The following is a 21,811-nucleotide window of genomic DNA, read 5'->3' as shown; positions in this document are numbered from 1 at the left end:
ATGCGCCTATCTAGAAGGAATAATGAGTGACGCGAAAGACACGGATGAGGACGGCGAGGCGGATGGCCTGCGCAAGATTATCCATGTCGACATGGACGCCTTCTTCGCCAGCGTCGAGCAGCGCGACAATCCCGAACTGCGCGGCAAGCCGGTCGCGGTTGGCGGATCGAGCGGGCGCGGCGTGGTGGCGGCAGCGAGCTACGAGGCGCGCAAGTTCGGCGTGCGCAGCGCGATGCCCAGCGTCACCGCCAAACGCAAATGCCCGGACCTCATCTTCTGCAAGAGCCGCTTCGATGTGTACCGCGAGGTGAGCCAGCAGATCCGCGCAATCTTTCGCCACCACACCGACCTCGTCGAACCCTTGAGCCTCGACGAGGCCTATCTCGATGTGACCGAAGACAAGCTCGGCATTGGCAGCGCGACCCGTATCGCCGAGCTGATCCGGCAGGAAATCCGCGCCAAGACGAAGCTGACCGCGAGCGCCGGCGTGTCCTACAACAAGTTTCTCGCCAAGATCGCCAGCGACCAGAACAAGCCCGACGGGATGTGCGTCATCCGCCCGGGCGAAGGTGCGCAGTTCGTCGCCGGCCTGCCGATCCGCCGGTTCCACGGCGTCGGCCCCAAGGGAGCGGAGAAGATGGCGCGCCTCGGGATCGAAACCGGCGGCGACCTTGCTACCAAGGACATCGAATGGCTGCGCGCGCATTTCGGCAGCTTCGCCGACTATCTCTACCGCGCCGCGCGCGGCATCGATTTAAGACCCGTGCGATCCAGCCGGATTCGCAAGTCGGTCGGCGGGGAGCGGACCTTCAGCCGCGACCTGTCCTCCGGCAGCGAGCTGCGCGAGACGATGGAGGACATTATCGACATCGTGTGGGGCTATATCGAACGCGCTGAGGCGCGCGGGCGTACGGTGACGCTGAAGATGAAATACACCGACTTCCAGATTTTCAGCCGCGCGAAGACGGTCGACCGCGCGATCACAAGCAAGGAGGAATTCGCCGCCATCGGCCGCGCGCTGCTCGAAGAGGTGCTTCCGCTGCCCATGCCGATACGGCTGATGGGCCTGACGCTGTCGAAACTGGAGCGCGATGGCGAGGATGAGGCGCCGCGCCCCGACGCGCAGCTTTCCCTGCTTTAGCTCCTGCGCGCTTCCCAAAGCTCGAGGCGCGCCTTGGTACGCGGGCTCAGCGGCTCGGGCAGTGAGTGGGTAGGAAAGAAGCGCGCTTCGATGATTTCGCGCCCGTCGGGCTGGGGCATGGCGTCGATTACGCCGTCGAAGATGTGCGCACGGTGCGGCGCGCCGGAAAGGGTTTCCTCAATCACGCCGACAAGGCGCATGCCGTCGACCCGGCAGCCGACTTCCTCGCGGATTTCGCGGTGCGCTGCGCTTTCGGGGGTTTCCTTGCGGCCGACGCCGCCGCCCGGGAAATACCAGCCGTCCGGTCCGTAGCTGTGGCGCACCAGCAGGATTTGTCCCTGCAGGTCCCGTCCGATCACGCTTACGCCTTCGCCGGTCGTACCACGAACCTGCCGCCAATGATGGCGGACGCGGTGACCAATCTTGAGCACCAGCTGGTGCAGCGGCTTGGGTATCAGGTGAAGCATGTCACCGGTTGTTTAGCCGCGGCGAGCAGCCGCGCAACCGGAAGATCGTGTTTTTTCGCAAGGGCTTGGTCGAGAACTTCGCGCTTTTCCTCGCCCCGGATCACGAAGACCAGCACGTCGCTGGCGAGCAGCGAAGGCATGGTCAGGCTGATCCGATCGAACGGGGCCTCGGGCGGCAGGGGATCGGGCGTCAGGCGCACGACCGCCTCGCGCGCATCGACCTGCGGATCGGTGTTGGGAAACAGCGAGGCGATGTGCCCGTCGGCGCCCATCCCGAGCCAGGCGATCGCGAAGTGGGGGACCGCTTCCATTTCGGACAGCGTCACCACCTCTGCGCCTGCCGGTTCGAACAGATCGCGCAGCTTACCGGTGTTCGACGCGGGGTGATCTTCGGGGACGACGCGGTCATCGCCCGGCCACACGACCAGTCGCGTCCAGTCGAGGTCGTGGTGGAGCAGCAGCTCCATAATCGGGAAGGGAGTCGAACCGCCCGGGACCGTTATCGTGACCGGCCCCTCGCCGTCACCCATGGCCTCGCCAAGGCGCGCAGCGAGCCAGTCGGCAATGGTGGCATCGCTCGCGCCTTCGATGATTTTCGCGTTTTCCATGGGCCCTAGATACACCAAGGCCGCCCGTCCCCAAGGGGAAAGGCGGCCCGGCTGAGCGTTCGCATAGCTATTCGCTTACTTGCTCGTCTGGTTGAGGAACCAGATGCGTTCTTCGGTCTGGTCGATCCAGTCATCGACGATCCCGCTGGTGGCGTTGTCGCCCACCTCCTCGGCCGCTTCCTTCACTTCGAGCAGGCGGTCGTGGAGCACCTTGTTGTCGTCGCGCAGTTCGACCACCATCGCATCGGCGGTCAGCGTGACATCGTCCTGGTCTTTGACGCGCGTGTGCTTGGCGACACTACCGATCGAGGTCAGCGTGTATTCGTCGTTCTTGCGCACGCGCTCGCCAAGGTCGTCGATCGTGCCGACCAGCTGGGCGGCCTGTTCGTCGAACAGCACGTGAAGGTCGCGGAAACGCGGGCCCGCAACATGCCAGTGGAAGTTCTTGGTCTTGAAATAGAGCGCGGTGGTGTCTGCCAGCGCACCGTTGAGAGCGTTTACGAGACCAGCTTTCGAATTGTTGCCGAGTTCGGCCATGGGAATTCCCCTTTGTCTGATTTGACCTTTGCCTCACCAACGGCCCATCCCTCAAAGGGTTTCTCGATTAAAGGAATTCGCAGTGATCGGTTTATCCGATGATTCCACGCGCAGTCAGGCCCGTGATGATCGCCAGGGTGAAGAGGATGACCGCAAGGCCGATCCGCAGGGTGCGCAAGGGCGCCCTCTCCTCCAGTGCGTGGCCCAGTGCCCAGCCCGCAGCCACCGCTGCCCCGCCGCCTAGTGCCCCGCCCAGCCCGGCGAGCGGCCAGGATGAAAAGACAACCGCCATAGCCGCGACCAGGAAGCGCGAAGCGTCGGTCAGTTGGCGGGCAAACAGCACGATTGCGATAGCGCCCAGCGAGCGAGTGGGCTCGGCGGGCGTCTTCTCCCGATTGGGCCAGGCGCATTCGAAGGCGGCAAGCAGCAACGCGATCGCGACGAACATGATCGAGGCGTTCTCGGACATGGTCTGCGCCAGCCGGTCCCCGAACCAGGCCGCTATCGCCGCCGTGGCGGCCGAGCTGGCAAGCGCAACGGCAAGCAGCCCGTTCGAAGGCCCAAGCGTGCCCGAGAGCCGGGCGACCAGCACTTGGTCGCGCGCGCCGGTGGCGGCAAGGAAGCTGGCGACCATGGCAAACAGCAGCGATGTCATGGCGGCCCTTTCGCCTCCCCTTCCTATGCCGGTTCCCATGCGATAGCACGCAGGGAGAGGAAACCTAGGGAGAGAGAGTTTGGAACTCACAGCGGGCATGGCCGCCGTCGTCACGGGCGGCGCATCGGGGCTTGGCAAGGCGAGCGCGCAGGCGCTGGCGGACGCAGGGCTCAAGGTCACGATTTTCGACGTCAACGAAGAGGCGGGCGAGGCCCATGCCAAGGCCATCGGCGGCACGTTTGCGCGGGTCGATATCACCGACGAGCAATCGGTGGTCGACGGCTTTGAAGCGGCGCGTGCCGCGCACGGGCAGGAACGGGTCACGGTCCACTGCGCGATGACCAGCCGTCGCGGGAAGACGCTGGGTTGGGACAAGGAAAACGGGCGCTACAAGCGGCTCGAGACCGAAGACTACGCTTTCGGGGCCGAGGGCATCCTTGTTTCGTCCTACCGCATCGCCAGCCATTCCGCGCTCGGCATGGCCAACTCCGAACCGCTCAACGAAGATGGCGAGCGTGGCTGCATCACTTTGACCGCCAGCGTCGCGGCGCAGGATGGCCAGATCGGTCAGGTCATCTACGGCAGCTGCAAGGCCGGCGTGAACGGGCTGGTGCTGCCTATGGCGCGCGACCTGATGGACATCGGCATCCGCGTGAACTCGGTCATGCCGGGCATCTTCGCGACGCCGCTGATGCTGGGCATGAAGGACCGCAACCCGGCGATGTGGGCGCAATTGAACGCCTCGGTGCCCTTTCCCAAGCGGCTCGGCCATCCGGAGGAGTTTGCCTCGCTCATTTGCGAGATCGCGCGCAACAGTTACATCAACGGCCACCAGTTTCGCCTCGACGGAGCGATCCGGATGCCGCCGAAGTAGAAACCTCCACGCTCAGGGAGCGTGTCTAGAAAACCTAGATGCACCAGTCCTTCTGTTCGCCCTGGCGCCGGTCGCCGGGGCCGAACTTTTCGCGTCCGTGAATCATCTCGGCCGAGAGCTTGTGCACCGCCTTGCTGCCCGTGGCCTTGCACCAGAACGGGAAGATCCCGTGCACGATGCAGGCAAGGCCCGCCACGATCAGCCGCCGGCCAAAGCGCGAGGCGCTGGCGAGATGCTCGAAATAGCTCTCGCCGATCGAATGCGGGTGGTCGGTGAAAATGGACATGGCAGCGAATCCTCAGGGGGTGATCAAAGCGCCCACGCCACGCTGAGCGCGAGAGCGAAAGCGGTCAAGGTTGCAGCGGCTACGGGCACGAAGGCTTTCCAGCCATGCGCCAGGATGCCGGAAAGGTCCGCCTTGATCGCGGCGGCGGTCACGGCGAGCAGGAGGAAAAAGCTGGCAGCCGAGGCGCCGTATCCGGCAAGCGCGGCAGGCACGGCCACAAGGCTGTTGAGCGCCACCACCGCGACGAAGCCGGCGATGAACCAAGGCACGCCCTGGCGCAGCGAGAAGCGCTTGCCCTCGCCCTTCTGGCCCAGCACCAGCGCGACCAGCAGCAGGAGCGGCACGAGCAGCGTGACGCGCGAAAGCTTGACCACGGTCGCGACTTCGCCCGCCTTTTCCGACACGGCAAAGCCGCCGCCGATGGCCTGCGCCACATCGTGGATCGAAGCGCCGACCAGGAATCCCGCCTGCGTGTCCGAAAGCTCCAGCATGGCGGCAAGCGCCGGATAGGTTGCCAGCGCCAGGGCGCTTGCAAGCGTGACGCCCAGCACCGTGATGGCGAAGCCTTCCTGGCTGACCCGCTTGGAGCCGATGATGCTCCACAGCGCGAGCGCTGCCGAGACCCCGCAAATGGCCGTCGCGCCGCCAGCGAGCAGGCCAAACCGCAGGTCCTGGCTCGTCAGCCGGGCGGCCAGCACCCCGACGCCGATCACGCCGGCCATGATCGCGGCAAGGCCAAGGAAAGGCAGCAGTCCGAGCGCGGCTATTTCGCCGAAGGTCACGCGCAGGCCCAGCAGCACGATCCCCACTCGCAGCAGCGTTTGCGAGGCCATGTCGAGCCCCGGGCGCAGGCGCGCATCCGCGCTGGTGAAATTGAGTGCAAAGCCGATCAGGAGGCCGAGCAGGATCTGCGGCGCGCCGTAATGTTCGCTCAGCCAGAGCGCGGCGAGCGCCGCGGTCGTGACCAGCAGCAGGCCGGGGATCGGCGCGCGCCAGTTGCGCTTCTCGTCGGACGGGGCAAGCTGAAGCTCCCCGTAGAGATCGGCCATGTAGAAACTGTCGGTCGACTTCATGCCCGCGCCTTATCCCCCGTGCGGCTTTCGCCGTCGGCCGCCCTTACCGCAGCCGCGCAACAGGAGAAAGAGAAACCGCAATCCCGGGGTGGGAGGTGGTGTAAATCCCGGAATCGCGGTTTCCCAACTGCGAAGGCGCCGCCCTAGAAGCGGTAGGACACCCCGGCGCTCAGCACCCAGGGGTCGAGCTTGTGTTCGGTTTCGATCGCCAGCGTGTTGCCCGCGTACCAACGCGCCGTGGTGTCGACGAAGTACTTCTTCGCGTCGAGCGAGACGCCGAACCCGCTGTCGCCGACCGGGATGTCGAAGCCGGCCTGCAGCACGAATCCGAACTCGTCCGACAGGTCCGTGTCGGTCACGCCCAGCGGCACGGTCGCCGCGCCCGGCTTGTCGCTGATCCAGAGGAAGTAGGTGACGCCTGCACCGACATAGGGCGTCACGCCGCCAGCGGGGATGTGGTACTTGGCCGTGAACGTCGCCGGGATAAGGCGCGCGTTCGAAACCAGCTCGGCACCCGGCAGGCCGGACACGGCGTCCACATCGTGCTGCGTGAAGCAACAGATCGTCTCCACAGAGAAATTGTCGGTGAAGAAGTATTCGATGGCCACCGTCGGCACGACATTGTCGTTGGCTTCGGTCTGCGTGGTCGCGGGCAGGCCGACGAGATCGACATTCACATCGGTGATCTTGCCATCGGGCGCGACATAGGTGCCGAGCAGTTTGACCTGTACGTCGCCGGCTTCGGCCAGCGCGACAGAAGGCGATGCGAGGCAGGCCAGCGCACCGATCAGGGCAGCGGTCTTGGTCTTCATGGAATTGTCCATCCTTGCGAAGCAGCGACCGCCCCGTGCGGTCCAGGATGTTTGCTTCGCCCTGGCCGCTCTCTTGCCGAAGCCCCCGGCCCGGTCTTTGACGGAGATCAAGGAATGGCGCGAAGGCGTGCGCCAACCAGCGGCGCATGGTTCAAACCCTCGACAGACCCGAATCCCTGATGGCGCGGCTTGGCGCCGATGATCGGCGCGACGGCCTCCACCTGGCCCTATTGGCCGAAACCGACGGCCTTTGCGTGGAGAAAGACGAGCGCGCATCCTTGGGCGAGCGCGGCGACCGGCTTGTCTTCATCGCCAAGGGGTCAATGAAGCTCGTCGCCCATGCGTCGGATGCACGCGATCAGATCGTCGCCTTTCAGTTTGCGGGTGACCTGGTCTGCGTGCCCGCGCGTTCGGCCCACGCCTATTCGCTGGTGGCGCTTGAGCCGTGCCGGATCGAGGCCATCGGCTACGAGGCGCTCATCGGGATTTGCCAAGGCAACGCAGCGGTGATGGGCAACCTTCTGAGCGCGGCTCGCCTCTCGCTGGCGCGCTGCCGCGAGAAATCCATTGGCCTTGGGCGCAAGAGCGCGCCGGAACGCCTTGCCAGCTACCTCTTGTCGATTGCCGAGCGGATCGGCCGGCACACGGAGGACGGCGTCGCGCTCGACCTGCCCATGTCGCGGCGGGACATTGCCGAAAGCCTCGGCCTGACCATCGAAACGGTCAGCCGGCAGTTCACTCTGCTGCGCGAGGAAGGGCTGGTGGAGACCACGGGACGATCGGGCGTGACACTGCGCGATCCCGCCGCTCTCGCCGCCCGAGCGGGCTTTCTTGAAGTGGGTCGCTGAGGACCTTTGCCAATTTTGCGCTGGATCAATGTTCGCCGGCCGGGCGCGGCCTAGGGCGGACGGGAAATGGACGGAGACTGACATGCATGCGGAGAAAGCCCTGGGCCGGATAGGCCTGTGGTTCGGAGTAATGCTCCTTGCCCTGGCGGCCATCGTGGCGGCGCGCGACGCGGGCTTTGCCGCGCACGCGACGATTATTGCCATTGTGGCGTTCGTGATGATCTGGGTTTCGGCCTCGGGCTTCGACCCGTCGGCCAAGCTCGGCATCCTCGCTGCGCCAAATGCGCAATCGACCTATGACGATGACGTGGTACGCTGGGCGACGCTGGCAACCCTGTTCTGGGGCCTAGCGGGCTTCCTTGCGGGCCTCTTCATCGCGCTCCAGCTGGCCTTCCCGCAGCTCAACTTCGAGCCCTATCTGAATTTCGGGCGCGTCAGGCCGCTGCACACGAGCGCGGTGATCTTCGCCTTTGGCGGCAACGCGCTGCTGGCCACGAGCCTCTATGTCGTCCAGCGCACGTGTCGCGCGCGCCTGGCGCTGCCCGGCATGGCCCGCTTCGTCTTCTGGGGATACCAGCTGTTCATCGTGCTGGCCGCGACCGGCTACCTGCTGGGGGTCACCCAGTCGAAGGAATACGCCGAGCCCGAATGGTACGTCGACCTGTGGCTGACGATCGTCTGGGTCTGCTACCTGATCGTCTTCGTCGCCACGATCGTGAAGCGCAAGGAACCCCACATCTACGTGGCGAACTGGTTCTTCCTCGCCTTCATCATCACCGTGGCCATGCTCCACGTGGTCAACAACCTCGCGGTGCCGGTCAGCTTCCTCGGCTCGCGCAGCTACAGCGCCTTTGCCGGCGTGCAGGATGCGCTGACCCAGTGGTGGTACGGCCATAACGCGGTCGGCTTCTTCCTGACCGCAGGCTTCCTCGCGATGATGTACTACTTCGTGCCCAAGCAGGCCGAACGCCCGGTCTATTCCTACCGCCTGTCGATCATCCACTTCTGGTCGCTGATCTTCCTCTACATCTGGGCAGGTCCGCACCACCTTCACTACACGGCGCTGCCCGACTGGGCGCAGACGCTGGGCATGGTGTTCTCGGTGATGCTGTGGATGCCCAGCTGGGGCGGCATGATCAACGGCCTGATGACGCTGAACGGCGCCTGGGACAAGGTCCGCACCGACCCGATCATCCGCATGATGGTGATGGCGCTCGCCTTCTACGGCATGAGCACCTTCGAAGGCCCGATGATGAGCATCAAGGCGGTGAACAGCCTGTCGCACTACACCGACTGGACCATTGGCCACGTCCATTCCGGCGCGCTGGGATGGAACGGGATGATCACCTTCGCCTGCGTTTATTACCTCGCGCCGCGCCTGTGGAAGCGTGAGCGGCTCTACAGCCTGCGCATGATCAACTGGCACTTCTGGCTCGCGACGCTGGGGATCGTCTTCTACGCCGCCAGCATGTGGGTGGCAGGCATCACCCAGGGCCTGATGTGGCGCGAATACGGTGCCGACGGCTACCTCGTGAACAGCTTTGCCGACACGGTCGCCGCGCTGCACCCCATGTACCTGCTGCGTGCCTTCGGCGGCCTGCTCTACCTCTCGGGCTTCCTGATCATGCTGTTCAACGTCTGGCAGACGCTGGCCGGCCGGGTGCGCGACGAAGCGCCGATGACCGAGACGCCGCATGACGAAGAGGCCGACCGCCCCATTCCTCCCACCGCCGTACCGGCCGAATAAGGGAGCCAGGAGACCATGACCGATAAACCCGAAGACGCGATCGCGGCCCGTCCCCTCTCGCAGGAACCGCCCGATGTGGAAGCGACCGTGAAGGGCCACAAGCGCCTCGAACGCAATGTCACGCTGATGGCGGTGGCGACCCTGCTGACCGTGACCATCGGCGGCATTGTCGAGATCGCGCCGCTGTTCTGGATCGACAACACGATCGAGGAAGTGGACGGCATGCGGCCCTATACCCCGCTCGAGCTGGCGGGACGGGACATCTACATCCGTGAAGGGTGCTACACCTGCCACAGCCAGATGATCCGCCCTTTCCGCGACGAGGTGGAGCGCTACGGACACTACAGCCTCGCCGCGGAAAGCATGTACGACCACCCCTTCCAGTGGGGCTCGAAGCGTACCGGGCCGGACCTGGCGCGTGTGGGCGGACGCTACTCGGACGAATGGCACGTCCAGCACCTCGAAAACCCGCAGGCGATGGTGCCGGAAAGCGTGATGCCGTCCTACGCCTTCCTCAGCAAAACCGAGCTCAAATTTCCCGATGCGGGCGACAATCTCGCTGCGCTGAGGACGGTCGGTGTGCCCTACAGTGACGAAGACATCGCGAGCGCCGATGCCGATCTTGCCGCCCAGGGCAATCCGGACCTTGACCCCGGCGATCTGGAGACCCGCTATCCCAAGGCGCAGATCCGTGATTTCGACGGCAACCCGGGCCGCTTGACCGAGATGGATGCGCTGGTCGCCTATCTCCAGATGCTCGGCACGCTGGTCGATGTCGACAGCGCCGCGGCGCAGGAAACCCTTGCGACGGAGACGGGCCGGTGAGCGACTACGAAACCCTGCGCCATTTCGCCGACAGCTACGGCCTCGCCATCATGGTGGTGCTGTTCCTGATCCTGTGCGCCTGGCCCTTCCGGCCCGGTGCCAAGAGCCGCAACGAAACCGCGGCCAACTCCATTTTCGAGGGGCAAGACGATGGCGAATAAGCGCATCGATGAACCGACCGGCACGGAATATGTCGGCCACGAGTGGGACGGTATCGAAGAGCTCAACACGCCGCTGCCGCGCTGGTGGCTGTGGACCTTCTACGCGACGGTCGTATGGGCCATCGGCTACGTGATCGCCTATCCTGCCCTGCCGATGATCAGCAAGGCCACCGAAGGCCTGCTCGGCTGGTCGAGCCGCGGCCAGCTGGCCGAGGAGATCAGCCTTGCCGACCAGGCGCGCCTGTCGGTGAACGAGCGGATCGCGGTTACCGATATCGAAAAGCTCTCGGCCGATCCCGAACTGCTGCAGAGCGCGCTCGGCGGAGGGGCGGCGGCCTTCAAGGTGAACTGCGTGCAGTGCCACGGCTCGGGCGCGGCCGGTAACCAGGAGCTGGGCTATCCCAACCTCAATGACGACGACTGGATCTGGGGCGGCGATTTGACCGCGATCGAATACACGGTCACGCACGGTATCCGCCAGCCCGATGCAGACGAACGCCAGGGCGCCATGCCCGCTTTCGAAGGCATGTTCGACCGCGATCAGCTCGCCAGCCTCGTCCAGCACGTCCAGTCGCTGAGCGGCCGGGCCGATCCCGACCCGATTGGCGCGCAGGCCTATGCCGACAATTGCGCCATCTGCCACGGACCGGTGGGTGAAGGCGACCGGACGCTGGGCGCCCCGCGCCTTAACGATGCGATCTGGCTGCGTGGCGGCAGCGCAGACGCGATCCGGGCGCAGATCCTGAACCCCAAGATGGGCGCGATGCCCGGGTGGAAGGACCGCCTCGATCCGGTGACGATCAAGATGCTGACCGTCTATGTCCACTCGCTGGGGGGCGGGGAAGACTTCGTGGAGCTGCCGGAAGAAGAGCCGGCCGCCGAAGTCGATGAGCAACCCTGACGCCCCCGGCCCCGGACCTGGCGGCAAGCCCGGCGACGGCCGCGACTGGTCGGTCGTCGTCGAGGATGGCATCGCCAAGACCAACGCGCCCGTGTCGAGCGCGGTGGCATCGCCGGGTGCCGCAACCCGGCGCCACGAGCCGCACGAGCCGCCTCGCACGCATCTGCCCGAGAAGCTCTACGAGAAGCGCAAGCAGGTCCACAACAAGCGCATCGACGGGCCTTTCCGGCGCTTCAAGTGGCTGGTCATGCTGGTCACGCTGGGGATCTACTACCTGACCCCCTGGATCCGCTGGGACCGAGGGCCCTATGCACCCGACCAGGCGGTGCTGGTCGACCTTGCCAACCGCCGCTTCTTCATGTTCGGCATCGAGATCTGGCCGCACGAGTTCTACTTCGTAGCGGGCCTGCTCATTATGGCGGGGATCGGCCTGTTCCTCGTCACCAGCGCGGTCGGCCGTGCGTGGTGCGGCTACGCCTGCCCACAGACGGTGTGGACCGATCTCTACCAGCACATCGACCGCCTGATCGACGGCGACCGCAACGCCCGCGCCCGGCTCGACAAGGCGCCCTGGGGACCGGCCAAGATCGCCCGGCGCGGGTTCAAGTGGCTGATCTACCTGCTGATCGCCTTTGCAACCGGCGGCGCGTGGATTCTCTATTTCGCCGATGCGCCGACGCTCTTCCGCGATTTCTTCACGCTCCAGGCCGATCCGATCGCCTACGCGACCGTGGCCATTTTGACTGCCACGACGTTCACGCTCGGCGGGTTCATGCGCGAGCAGGTGTGCATCTACATGTGCCCCTGGCCGCGTATCCAGACAGCGATGATGGACGAGCATTCGCTGATGGTCACCTACAAGGACTGGCGCGGCGAACCGCGCGGCAGCGTGAAGAAGGCGCAGAAAAACCCGGGCCGGTATGGTGACTGCATCGACTGCACCGAATGCGTGCAGGTCTGCCCGACGGGTATCGACATTCGCGAAGGGCCGCAGATCGGCTGCATCACTTGCGCGCTGTGCATCGACGCCTGCGACCGGGTTATGAAGGACATCGGCCGACCGCGCGGCCTGATCGACTACGCAACGCTCGAGGATTGCGAGCGCGAGGCAGCTGGCGGGCATGCCCGGCCGGCGTGGAAGGCACTGCTGCGGCCGCGCACGCTGGTCTATCTCGGCGTGTGGTCGGCCATCGGCCTCGCCCTGCTCTTTGCGCTCGGCACGCGCACGCGGCTCGACCTGACGGTCTCGCCCGATCGCAACCCGCCCTTCATGCTGCTGAGCGACGGGTCGGTGCGCAATTCCTACACGCTCAAGCTGCGCAACATGACCCAGACACCGCGCACCATGGAGCTGGCCATCGAAGGGCTCGAGGGCGGGCGGATCTGGACCGACACCATCCCCCTCACCGAAGCCGCGCGCCGCCATACGCTCGAAGTACCCGCCGACGAGACCCGCACAGTGCGCGCCTACGTCGCCGCCCCTGCGGGGACGCGCCAGCAGGACTTCGCCTTCACACTCACAACAAGCGACCGGCAGCCCGAGGCCGACCGCAGCGAAACGCGCTTCGACGCGCCGGAGGACTAGGACATGACGACGCGCTTCACCGGATGGCATTTCGCCGCCCTCATGATCGCCTTCTTCGGCACGGTCGCGGCGGTCAATTTCTTCATGGCCAGCCGCGCTGTCGGCAGTTTTGGCGGGGTGTTGGTCGAGAACACCTATGTCGAGAGCCAGCGTTTCAACGACTATCTCGACGCGGCCGAACGCCAGAACCGGCTGGGCTGGAAAGCCGAGGTCGGTCGCAGCGGCGACGGGCGGCTGGAAGTTGTGACGCAGGGCACGCCCGATCACATCTCGGGCACGGCTGAGCTACGCCGCCCCCTTGGCAGCGATGAAACCGTCTCGCTCGCCATCGTGCTCGACGAAGGCGGGCGGCTGCTGAGCACCCAGCGCATTCCCGAAGGCCGCTGGCTTGCCCGGATCACGCTGACCGACGGCGCACGCGAAATGCGGATCGAGAGGCCGGTGGGATGACCGCACACACCGCTATCGAAACGCCCCAGCGCGAGGAGATACGCGACACCCGGCTGACCGTGCCGGGCATGCGCTGCGCAGGCTGCATTGCGAAGATCGAACGCGGGCTCGGTGCGATAGAAGGTGTCGAGACGGCGCGCGTCAACTTCTCCGCCAAGCGCGTCGCGGTGCGTCACGCAGCAAGCCTGGACGAAGGCGACCTCGTCGTCGCCTTGCGCCAGCTCGGCTTCGAAGCGCAGCCAGTGGCTGCCAACCCGCTCGGACAGGACGATCGCGACGCAAAGCAGCTGCTGCGCGCGCTGGCCGTGGCCGGCTTCGGCATGATGAACATCATGCTGCTCTCGGTTGCCGTTTGGTCGGGCGCGGGCGGCGTCACCCGCGAACTGTTTCACTGGCTTTCGGCGCTGATCGCCTTGCCGGTTATCGCCTATTCGGGCCGCCCCTTCTTTGCGAGCGCGGCCATGGCCCTGCGCTATCGCCGCACAAACATGGACGTGCCGATATCGATCGGGGTGCTGCTGGCGACCGCCCTGTCCTTCTACGAAACGCTGACCGGGGGCGAGCACGCCTATTTCGAGAGTGCGGTCATGCTGCTGTTCTTCCTGCTTGCGGGGCGGGCGCTCGATGCGACCATGCGCAACCGCACGCGCGCCGGGATCGGGGCGTTGCTGAGCCGCATGGGCAAGAGCGCGCAGGTTCTGAAGGCCGATGGCACGACCGAGCGCCGCGCGGCCAGCGAACTTGAGCCGGGCATGGTCATGCTGGTCGCCGCAGGCGAAGCGCTGGCCGCCGATGGCGAGGTGATCGAGGGCACCGGCGCGCTCGACAACGCCATGCTGACGGGTGAGAGCACGCCAGTCGCCGTGGGTGTGGGCGACACGGTGCACGCCGGAGCGATCAATCTCACATCGCCGCTGCAGGTCAGCGTGACCGCAGTCGAAGGCGACACGGCGCTCGCGGAAATCGCGCGTCTGATGGACGAGGCGGGCCAATCGCGCAGCAGCTATGTCCGTATCGCCGACCGTGTCTCGCGCGCCTACGCACCGGCAGTTCACAGCCTTGCCGCACTTGCGTTTGCAGGCTGGATGATCGCAGGCGCGGGCTGGCACCAATCGCTCGTCATCGCGATCGCGGTGCTGATCATCACCTGCCCCTGCGCCATCGGGCTAGCCGTGCCCGCCGCCCAGGTCGTCGCTTCGGGTGCGCTCATCCGCCGGGGCCTGCTGGTCAAGGATGGCAGCGCGCTGGAACGCCTTGCCGAAGTCGACACCGCATTGTTCGACAAGACCGGCACGCTGACGCTGGGCGAACCGCGCGCCGAAATCGACGGGCTTCCCGAAGATGCCCGCCCTGTCGCGCTCGCCCTCGCCCAGTCGAGCCGCCATCCCTTGAGCCGCGGCCTGGCCGCAAGCCTCGCAGGAGCCGGTGTTACTCCGGCGCAGGTCGATTCCATCCGCGAAACCAGCGGCGAGGGCCTGCGCGGCCTGTGGTACGGTGACACCGTAGCGCTGGAGCGCGCAGCCACCGCAACGGACACGCTCGCCACACAGCTGCGCATCGGCTCGCAAACCTGGATCATCGGATTTTCGGACCCCCTGCGCCGTGACGCTGCCGAGACGCTTCGCGCGCTCGAAGGCCAGGGCGTAGCGGCGCGCGTGCTTTCGGGCGACCGTGCACCGGCGGTCGAGGCGGCCTGCCGCACCCTCGCCATCCCCGGCGAAGGCGATGCAAGCCCGGCGACAAAACTGGCCCGGCTCGAAGCACTGAAGGCCGCCGGTCACAAGCCGCTCATGGTCGGCGACGGTCTGAACGACGGGCCCGCACTCGCCGCTGCCCACGCATCGATTGCCCCCGGCACGGCCAGCGACGCGAGCCAGCAGGCGGCCGATGCCGTCTTCGTGGGCGAGGCGCTTGCCCCCGTATCGCTTGCCATTCGCATTGCCCGCAAGACCATGGCGATTGTTCGGCAAAACTTCGGTTTCGCGGTCATCTACAACGTCTGCGCCGTGCCGCTCGCGCTGGCCGGCATGGTCACGCCGCTGATCGCTGCCGTCGCCATGTCTCTGAGCTCGCTGGTGGTGGTCGCCAATTCGCTGCGCCTTGCCCGGGCTGCGCGATGAGCGGGCTCGCCTTCCTCATCCCCATCGCGCTCGGCATGGGCGCTTTCGGGCTGGCGGTGTTCTTCTGGGCGATGCGCAGCGGACAGTTCGAGGATCTCGACGGGGCCGCCCAGCGCATCCTGATCGACGATGACGAGGACGAGCCGGCATGAGCGCCGCACACATTGCCCTTGCCGCGCTCCTGCCGATGATCGTGGGGCCTCTGCCGACAGCGGGGACGAGCGTCACGGCCCTGCTGTGCGGGCCGGATGGCGTGACCCGCACGATCACCATCGATCTGCCCCGGAAGGACGACGCGCCTGCCGAGCCTTGCCGCACGAAAGGCTGCCACGCCGGCAATTGCCGCAAACGCTTTGATCCAGCGCAAGGACGCCCCTCGCCCGCCGATGCATGACGCTGGCCATGTGGCCCTATCATCCCGACCTGCTCGCAACCCCGGTCCCGCGGTACACGAGCTTTCCGACCGCCGCCGAGTTCGGCGACCTGACCCCCGCGCGCTATTTCGAGGCGATGGATTCGGTGGAGGGCGACGTATCGCTCTACCTCCACATTCCGTTCTGCGAGAAGATCTGCTTCTACTGCGGCTGCAACACGGGACGCGCCAACCGGCGCCAGCGGCTCGATTCCTACCTTGCCGCCCTGCACCGCGAGATCGAACTGGTCGGCGGCCTCTTGCCAGCAGGCGCGCGCATTCGCCGCATTGCCTTTGGCGGCGGGAGCCCCAACGCGATTTCGCCAGTCGACTTCGTCCGGCTGGTCGATGCGCTGACAGTCCATTTCGACCTCGTCGACCCGGAATTCTCCATCGAGCTCGATCCGCGCACGATGGACGAGGATTGGGCCCAGGCCATCGCGGCCGTCGGCATCACCCGCGCCAGCCTCGGCGTCCAGACCTTTGCCGAACACTGTCAAAAGGCGATCGGGCGTGAGCAGGGGGAGGACCTGATCGTCCGGACGGTCGATTGGCTGCGCGGTTCGGGCGTCACCTCGCTCAACTTCGACCTGATGTACGGTCTTCCCGGTCAAACGCGAGCCGACCTGCGCGACACGCTGCAGCGCACACGGGTGCTGGGCGCGGACCGGATCGCGCTGTTCGGCTACGCGCATGTCCCGCATATCGTGCCGCGCCAGCGCGCGATCGACGACAGCGCCTTGCCCGGACAGGACGAGCGCTTCGCCATGGCATCCTTCGGCTACAGCTATCTTGTCACCCATGGCTATGCGCCCGTGGGTTTCGACCATTTTGCCAAGCCCGGGGGCGACCCGCTGGCCAAGGCCGCGCTCGCCGGCACGCTAAGACGCAATTTCCAGGGATTCACCGACGACCAGAGCCCGGTCCTGCTGGGCCTTGGGGCATCGGCCATCAGCAGCTTTCCCGGCCTCCTTGCACAAAACGAGAAGAACTCGGGCCGCTACCGCATGCTGGCATCGCAAGGCCTGTCCCCCGTGAATCGCGGGATCGCGCGCACACCGGACGATCGCTACCGCGGCGCGGTGATCGAGCGGCTGCTGTGCGATGGACGCGCACGGGTTGGCGGGAAACTGCTTGCGAGCGTGAAGCCGCGCCTTGCGCCGTTCCTCGAACGGGGGCTGGCCTCGCTCGATGAGGAATGGCTCACGGTCCTGCCAGAAGGCCTGCCCTATGCGCGCACCATTGCCGCGCTGTTCGATCCCTACCGCACGCAATCGGCGCGCCGGTTCAGTTCGGCGGTCTGAATTAAAGAAGACAGGCTGGAGCGGGTGAAGGGAATCGAACCCTCGTCGTCAGCTTGGGAAGCTGCTGCTCTACCATTGAGCTACACCCGCCTGCACATCGATCGCGCGCCATTGTCCGGCGCGGCGATCTTCGCTGTCCCTTACGCGGTCCGGCTGCGCGGTCAACCGGGAGAATGGGGCCTATGGGCCTGCGACCAATGTCGGGCAGCCAATACGCCGCTTCGCTGCTAGGTTCGCCGTATGGCGAATGAACTCAGCCAGATCCGCGCCTTTCTCGCCGCCTCCGCGCCCTTCGACCGGCTCGGCGAGGACGAGGTGGCGCGCGCTGCGCGGCAGGTGACGGTGCGCTATGCGCGCGCAGGCGAGACCATACTCGAGGCCGGCACACGCAACGAGCAGCTGTTCGTGCTGCGCAGCGGCGCAGTCGAGCTCCGGCTGGCGGGCGAGGAACTGACCATGCGCCTCGGCCAGGGGGGCTGCTTTGCCTATCCCTCGCTGCTGCGCGGCGGCGAAGTGCGCAACACGACGCGCGCGCTCGAGGACACACTGCTGTACTGCCTACCCGCTGAAGAATTCCATCGCTTGCGCGAAGCCTGCCCGGCGGTCGCGGACTATTTCAACGAGAGCGAGAACGAACGCATTCGCAGCGCCGTACGCGACCTGCGGGCGAACCGGTCGAGCGCGCTGCAGCACGCCACCATCGATGCCCTGCTTACGCACAAGCAACCGGTGTCCTGCGGCCCCGACCTCAGCGTCGCGGAAGCGGCAGCGCTTATGAGCGCGCGCGACGTGAGCACGCTGGCGGTGTGCGACGAGGGCCGGCTCGTGGGCATCTTCACCGATAAGGACCTGCGCACGCGAGTGGTGGCCGCGCAGCGTCCCTTCGACACGCCAATCGCCGAGGTCATGACGAGCGACCCGCGCACCCTTCCCACGCAGGCCACCGCGGCAGAGGCGATGGCGCTGATGGCTGCAGGCGGGTTCCGGCATATCCCTGTCCGCGGAGGCGCCGGCGAGCTGGTGGCCATCCTCAGCGCGACCGATATCCTCGCCCACCTTGGCGACAGCGCTATCGATACCGGCATGCTTGTCGCCAAGGCCGCGACGCCCGAAGCGCTGATTGCCGCAGCACAGCAGATTCCGGAGGGGCTTGCACGAATGGAAGCCGGGGGCTTTCATGCCGAACATGTCATGCGGTTCACCTCGGCACTGGGCGAAGCGGTTCACCGCAGGGCGGCCGAACTCGCCGAGACGGAATTTGGCCCGCCGCCCGTCCCCTACACGCTGGTCGCCTTCGGCTCGCTCGCGCGCGGCGAACAGCTGGTCGGCTCCGATCAGGATAACGGGCTCGTCATCGACGACAGCGTCGATGACGAAGGACGGGCCTATTTCGAGCGGCTCGGCACCCGCATCTCGGACCTGCTCGACCAGTGCGGCTTCGTCTATTGCAAGGGCGGGATCATGGCCAAGAACCCCGAGCAGCGCCTGACGCTTGGCGAATGGCGCGATCGTTATGCGCGCTGGATCGCCAATCCGGACGAGGACCGCGTCCTTCGCGCGACGATCTATTTCGACATGCGCCCGCTCCATGGCGACGCCGCGCTGGTCGGCACGCTCCACAAGGAGGTGGTCGAACGCACGCAGGCCTCGGGCCTGTTCGTGAGCTTCCTTGCCCGCGATGCGCAGCGCAGCAAGGTCCCGCTGGGTTTCTTTCGCAACCTCGTGCTCGAAAAATCGGAGAGCGGCCGCAAGGTGTTCGACGCCAAGGCACAGGCCATCCTGCCGGTCATCGACATCGCTCGTACCTTCGCGCTGTCCGAAGGGCTCGGCGCGATCGGAACCACCGAGCGGCTGGAGGCGCTGGCGGAAGCAGGCCGCATGGCGCGCGGCGACGCCGAGAGTCTCAAGGACGCCTTCCTGCTCGTCAACGAACTGCGCATCGCACATCATGCGGCGCAGGTGCGCCGGGGTGAAGAGCCCGATAATGCCCTTGCCCCCTCCGCCCTTTCCCCATTGGAACGGGACTATCTGAAGGACGCCTTCCAGGTGATTGCCGCCGGTCTCGACTCGCTCAAACGCAATCTGGCGGGCGGCCTTGCGTGAGCGCATCCGCAGCTGGCGGTTCGGGCGGCGGATCGCTGCACTTGCAGCGAGCGATAACCCGTTGCTGCGCGACTATGCAGCGTGTCGCTGGCCATCGCCCCGCACCCCCCTTCATGAAGCGAAGCTGCTGGCGCTCGACTTCGAGCTCGATGGTCTCGGGCGCACGGCGCATCTGTTGCAGGCAGGATGGGTGCCCTTCGACCGCTCGGGCATCGCGCTAGGTAGGGCAGAAGCTGCCGACATCCGCAGCGCGCGCCGCCTCAAGGATGAAGCGGTGGTCGTCCACGGCATTGGCGAAGAACGCGCGCGCGGCGGCGAGCCCCTGGAGAGCGTTCTTGCCAAACTGGTGCCTACGCTCGGCGGAAGGATCCTCGTGGCCCACGGCGCCCAGATCGAGCGCGAGGCGATCGAGCGGACGACGCAGGCGCTCTACGGGGAAGCCCTGCCCGTTCGCGCGATCTGCACACTGGCGCTCGAACGGCGACTGAACCCGAACCTCGTCGGCAGCGATGCCTACCGGCTTGCTTCTTGCCGCAAGCGTTACAACCTGCCCCCTTACGAGCAGCACGATGCCTTCTCCGACGCGCTGGCCGCCGCCGAGCTCCTGCTCGCCCAGCTCACCCGCATGCCCGGCGACGTCCGCCTCGGCGCGCTGGAGTGTTGAAGACACCCATTAGACTTATGTCGCTCTCGCGGCCTCGGCGTTAACCCCATAGCCTTCCAGGGATGCTCCCGGAATTGCCGGGATCGCCGTGAAAAAACCAAAGAGGGGGAGGCCATGACCGAAGACACCGATACGCACGAAACGAGCGAGGCGGAGGGCGCTTACTGGCGCGACAACATCCGCTTGCTGGTGACCTTGATGGCGATCTGGTTCGCCTGCTCCTTCGGGGCTGGGATCCTGTTCCGCGAGTGGCTCGACCAGTTCATGCTCGGCGGATACCCGCTCGGTTTCTGGTTCGCCCAGCAAGGCTCGATCTACATCTTCATCGCACTCATCGTCTTCTACGTCGTCCGTATGAAGACGCTCGAGCGCAAGTACGATCTCGACGACTGAGGAGGCGATCATGGACACTCAGACTCTGATCTACATTTTCGTCGGCCTCAGCTTCGCGCTGTATATCGGCATCGCGATCTGGTCGCGGGCCGGTTCGACGAAGGAGTTCTACGTTGCCGGCGGCGGGGTTAACCCGGTCGTGAACGGCATGGCGACCGCGGCCGACTGGATGAGCGCGGCAAGCTTCATCTCGATGGCGGGCCTCATCGCCTTCCTCGGCTATGACGCGTCCGTCTATCTGATGGGCTGGACCGGCGGCTACGTGCTGCTGGCACTGCTTCTGGCGCCCTATCTGCGCAAGTTCGGACAGTTCACCGTGCCCGATTTCATCGGCACGCGGTACTATTCGAAAGCCGCGCGCGTGGTGGCGGTGATCTGCCTGATCTTCATCAGCTTCACCTATATCGCCGGCCAGATGCGCGGCGTGGGGATCGTGTTCTCGCGCTTCCTCGACGTGCCGATCTTCTGGGGCGTCATCATCGGCATGGGCATCGTCTTCATCTACGCCGTGCTCGGCGGGATGAAGGGCATCACCTACACGCAGGTCGCGCAATACTGCGTGCTGATCTTCGCCTACATGGTGCCGGCCTTCTTCCTGAGCTTCATGATCACCGGCAACCCGATCCCGCAGATCGGCCTGGGCAGCCAGGTCAACGACGGATCCGGACTCTACGTGCTGCAGAAGCTGAACCTGGTGCTGAGCGACTTGGGGTTCGGGCAATATACCGACGGGTCGAAAAGCATGATCGACGTGTTCTGCATCACGCTTGCGCTGATGGTGGGCACGGCGGGTCTGCCGCATGTGATCGTGCGCTTCTTCACCGTTCCCAAGGCGTCGGACGCACGCAAGTCGGCCGGCTGGGCGCTGGTGTTCATCGCCCTGCTCTACACCACGGCTCCGGCAGTCGGCGCCTTCGCCCGGATCAACTTCATCGATACGGTGAACGAGACGAGCTACGTCGAGGCCCCGGGCTGGTTCAAGAACTGGGAGCGCAATGACCTCATCGCCTTCCAGGACAAGAACGGCGACGGCGTCATGCAATACCGCAGCGGGAACGCCTTCGAAGGCGCGCCCGAGTTTGCCGAAGGGACCGGTGCATCTGGCGAGCGTGTCGTGACCAACACGCCGGTCGCCGACAGCGAGAACGAGGTCTATGTCGACCGCGACATCATGGTCCTCGCCAATCCGGAGATCGGCAACCTGCCGGGCTGGGTGATCGCGCTGGTGGCTGCCGGTGGCCTGGCAGCTGCACTGTCCACGGCGGCGGGCCTGTTGCTGGTGATCTCCAGCTCGGTCAGCCACGATCTGCTCAAGTCCACCTTCAAGCCGGACATTTCGGAGAAGGGCGAGCTGATGGCAGCGCGTGTCGCGGCCACGGCGGCGATCGTGGTGGCCGGTTACCTCGGCATCTATCCTCCCGGGTGGGTGGCGCAGGTGGTCGCCTTCGCCTTCGGCCTTGCCGCGGCCAGCCTGTTCCCCGCCATCTTCATGGGTATCTTCTCGAAGCGCATGAACAAGGAAGGGGCGATCGCAGGGATGGTCTCAGGCCTAGCCTTCACCTTCGGCTACATCTTCTACTTCAAGCTGGCGAACCCGGCGGCGAACGTAGCGGAGAACTGGCTGTTCGGTGTTTCGCCCGAAGGCATCGGCGTGGTCGGCATGGTGCTGAACTTCGCGGTCGCCATCGCGGTCTCGAAGGTTACGGCAAGCCCGCCGGTCGAGATCAAGAAGCTGGTGGATTCGATCCGCGTCCCGCGCGGAGCCGGAGACGCCCATGCCCACTGAGCTCGCATAGGGTTCACCCCAGGAAGGGCGGCGCATTCGTGCGCCGCCCTTTTTCTTGC

Annotated in this window: 24 protein-coding genes and 1 tRNA gene; 17 read left to right on the top strand and 8 right to left on the bottom strand. The window is 65.8% G+C overall.

From position 1 onward, the window contains the following. The first annotated feature begins 22 nt into the window (after positions 1-22). Positions 23-1,141 (top strand): DNA polymerase IV, encoded by a 1,119-nt coding sequence (dinB, locus tag KUV82_RS03690; RefSeq protein WP_219955547.1) that lies wholly within the window; start codon positions 23-25, stop codon positions 1,139-1,141. Here the strand turns inward: dinB and KUV82_RS03685 are convergent. The 4 genes from KUV82_RS03685 to KUV82_RS03670 all read right to left on the bottom strand — a co-directional run bounded on the left by KUV82_RS03685 (position 1,138) and on the right by KUV82_RS03670 (position 3,408). Continuing rightward, positions 1,138-1,608: an NUDIX domain-containing protein gene (locus KUV82_RS03685; protein ID WP_219955546.1), complete on the bottom strand. Its 471-nt coding sequence runs from the start codon at positions 1,606-1,608 to the stop codon at positions 1,138-1,140. The two genes, dinB and KUV82_RS03685, sit on opposite strands and share 4 nt — an antisense overlap. Beyond that, a complete protein-coding gene (locus KUV82_RS03680) occupies positions 1,596-2,216 on the bottom strand; it encodes a 6-phosphogluconolactonase (protein ID WP_219955545.1) in 621 nt (206 codons plus the stop codon). Before KUV82_RS03680 ends, KUV82_RS03685 begins: the two co-directional genes overlap by 13 nt. A 75-nt stretch (positions 2,217-2,291) precedes the next feature. Continuing rightward, the gene (locus tag KUV82_RS03675) at positions 2,292-2,753 is read right to left on the bottom strand and encodes a Dps family protein (RefSeq protein ID WP_219955544.1); all 462 of its coding nucleotides are present in this window, start codon (positions 2,751-2,753) and stop codon (positions 2,292-2,294) included. A 91-nt stretch (positions 2,754-2,844) separates the two neighbouring features. Next, the gene (locus tag KUV82_RS03670; protein ID WP_219955543.1) at positions 2,845-3,408 is read right to left on the bottom strand and encodes a hypothetical protein; all 564 of its coding nucleotides are present in this window, start codon (positions 3,406-3,408) and stop codon (positions 2,845-2,847) included. Between the two features lie 79 nt (positions 3,409-3,487). Here KUV82_RS03670 and KUV82_RS03665 point away from each other — a divergent pair, with 79 nt between their 5' ends. Next, positions 3,488-4,282: an SDR family oxidoreductase gene (locus KUV82_RS03665; protein WP_219955542.1), complete on the top strand. Its 795-nt coding sequence runs from the start codon at positions 3,488-3,490 to the stop codon at positions 4,280-4,282. A gap of 34 nt (positions 4,283-4,316) precedes the next feature. On the opposite strand, the gene KUV82_RS03660 is transcribed toward KUV82_RS03665, so the two are convergent. From KUV82_RS03660 to KUV82_RS03650, 3 genes are all read right to left on the bottom strand, one after another. Beyond that, positions 4,317-4,568, bottom strand: coding sequence for a DUF6356 family protein (locus KUV82_RS03660; RefSeq protein WP_219955541.1), 252 nt, complete (start codon positions 4,566-4,568; stop codon positions 4,317-4,319). A gap of 23 nt (positions 4,569-4,591) precedes the next feature. Beyond that, positions 4,592-5,641, bottom strand: coding sequence for a YeiH family protein (locus KUV82_RS03655; protein ID WP_219955540.1), 1,050 nt, complete (start codon positions 5,639-5,641; stop codon positions 4,592-4,594). Between the two features lie 143 nt (positions 5,642-5,784). Further along, positions 5,785-6,453: an OmpW/AlkL family protein gene (locus KUV82_RS03650; protein WP_219955539.1), complete on the bottom strand. Its 669-nt coding sequence runs from the start codon at positions 6,451-6,453 to the stop codon at positions 5,785-5,787. 179 nt (positions 6,454-6,632) lie between these two features. Here KUV82_RS03650 and KUV82_RS03645 point away from each other — a divergent pair, with 179 nt between their 5' ends. The 11 genes from KUV82_RS03645 to hemN all read left to right on the top strand — a co-directional run bounded on the left by KUV82_RS03645 (position 6,633) and on the right by hemN (position 16,806). Further along, positions 6,633-7,301, top strand: a complete 669-nt coding sequence (locus tag KUV82_RS03645) for a helix-turn-helix domain-containing protein (protein ID WP_219955538.1) — start codon at positions 6,633-6,635, stop codon at positions 7,299-7,301. Between the two features lie 82 nt (positions 7,302-7,383). After that, complete coding sequence (gene ccoN / locus KUV82_RS03640) at positions 7,384-9,048, top strand: cytochrome-c oxidase, cbb3-type subunit I (protein ID WP_219955537.1); 1,665 nt, start codon at positions 7,384-7,386, stop codon at positions 9,046-9,048. Between the two features lie 126 nt (positions 9,049-9,174). After that, positions 9,175-9,873, top strand: coding sequence for a cytochrome-c oxidase, cbb3-type subunit II (gene ccoO, locus KUV82_RS03635; protein WP_258319878.1), 699 nt, complete (start codon positions 9,175-9,177; stop codon positions 9,871-9,873). Next, positions 9,870-10,034 carry a cbb3-type cytochrome oxidase subunit 3 gene (locus KUV82_RS03630; RefSeq protein WP_219955535.1) on the top strand — a complete coding sequence of 55 codons (165 nt, stop codon included), beginning with the start codon at positions 9,870-9,872 and terminating at the stop codon, positions 10,032-10,034. The genes ccoO and KUV82_RS03630 overlap by 4 nt, the downstream gene beginning before the upstream one ends. Beyond that, the gene (ccoP, locus tag KUV82_RS03625) at positions 10,024-10,935 is read left to right on the top strand and encodes a cytochrome-c oxidase, cbb3-type subunit III (protein ID WP_219955534.1); all 912 of its coding nucleotides are present in this window, start codon (positions 10,024-10,026) and stop codon (positions 10,933-10,935) included. The genes KUV82_RS03630 and ccoP overlap by 11 nt, the downstream gene beginning before the upstream one ends. Next, entirely contained in the window at positions 10,922-12,520 is a 1,599-nt protein-coding gene (ccoG, locus tag KUV82_RS03620; protein ID WP_258319835.1) for a cytochrome c oxidase accessory protein CcoG, read from the top strand. The genes ccoP and ccoG overlap by 14 nt, the downstream gene beginning before the upstream one ends. 3 nt (positions 12,521-12,523) lie before the next feature. Then, positions 12,524-12,970: a FixH family protein gene (locus tag KUV82_RS03615; protein ID WP_219955533.1), complete on the top strand. Its 447-nt coding sequence runs from the start codon at positions 12,524-12,526 to the stop codon at positions 12,968-12,970. Then, a complete protein-coding gene (locus KUV82_RS03610) occupies positions 12,967-15,090 on the top strand; it encodes a heavy metal translocating P-type ATPase (RefSeq protein ID WP_219955532.1) in 2,124 nt (707 codons plus the stop codon). The genes KUV82_RS03615 and KUV82_RS03610 overlap by 4 nt, the downstream gene beginning before the upstream one ends. Further along, a complete protein-coding gene (ccoS, locus tag KUV82_RS03605) occupies positions 15,087-15,242 on the top strand; it encodes a cbb3-type cytochrome oxidase assembly protein CcoS (RefSeq protein ID WP_219955531.1) in 156 nt (51 codons plus the stop codon). The genes KUV82_RS03610 and ccoS overlap by 4 nt, the downstream gene beginning before the upstream one ends. Continuing rightward, complete coding sequence (locus KUV82_RS03600; RefSeq protein ID WP_219955530.1) at positions 15,239-15,484, top strand: hypothetical protein; 246 nt, start codon at positions 15,239-15,241, stop codon at positions 15,482-15,484. Before ccoS ends, KUV82_RS03600 begins: the two co-directional genes overlap by 4 nt. Positions 15,485-15,492: 8 nt before the next feature. Continuing rightward, positions 15,493-16,806 carry an oxygen-independent coproporphyrinogen III oxidase gene (gene hemN, locus KUV82_RS03595; protein ID WP_219956199.1) on the top strand — a complete coding sequence of 438 codons (1,314 nt, stop codon included), beginning with the start codon at positions 15,493-15,495 and terminating at the stop codon, positions 16,804-16,806. Positions 16,807-16,822: 16 nt separating this feature from the next. Here hemN and KUV82_RS03590 read toward each other — a convergent pair. Then, positions 16,823-16,896 (bottom strand) — tRNA-Gly (locus tag KUV82_RS03590). Positions 16,897-17,046: 150 nt separating this feature from the next. Here KUV82_RS03590 and KUV82_RS03585 point away from each other — a divergent pair. From KUV82_RS03585 to KUV82_RS03570, 4 genes are all read left to right on the top strand, one after another. Continuing rightward, a complete protein-coding gene (locus tag KUV82_RS03585; protein WP_219955529.1) occupies positions 17,047-18,909 on the top strand; it encodes a DUF294 nucleotidyltransferase-like domain-containing protein in 1,863 nt (620 codons plus the stop codon). Continuing rightward, positions 18,902-19,573: an exonuclease domain-containing protein gene (locus KUV82_RS03580; protein ID WP_219955528.1), complete on the top strand. Its 672-nt coding sequence runs from the start codon at positions 18,902-18,904 to the stop codon at positions 19,571-19,573. The genes KUV82_RS03585 and KUV82_RS03580 overlap by 8 nt, the downstream gene beginning before the upstream one ends. Before the next feature lie 114 nt (positions 19,574-19,687). After that, positions 19,688-19,966 carry a DUF4212 domain-containing protein gene (locus tag KUV82_RS03575; protein WP_219955527.1) on the top strand — a complete coding sequence of 93 codons (279 nt, stop codon included), beginning with the start codon at positions 19,688-19,690 and terminating at the stop codon, positions 19,964-19,966. 10 nt (positions 19,967-19,976) lie between these two features. After that, on the top strand, positions 19,977-21,752 hold the full coding sequence (locus tag KUV82_RS03570; RefSeq protein WP_219955526.1) for a sodium:solute symporter family protein: 1,776 nt from the start codon (positions 19,977-19,979) through the stop codon (positions 21,750-21,752). Positions 21,753-21,811: the final 59 nt, after the last annotated feature.

The sequence above is a fragment of the Qipengyuania flava genome, assembly GCF_019448255.1.
Lineage (GTDB): Bacteria > Pseudomonadota > Alphaproteobacteria > Sphingomonadales > Sphingomonadaceae > Qipengyuania > Qipengyuania flava_A.
Note: the sequence above shows the minus strand (reverse complement) of the source record. Positions and strands in the feature narration are given on the sequence as shown.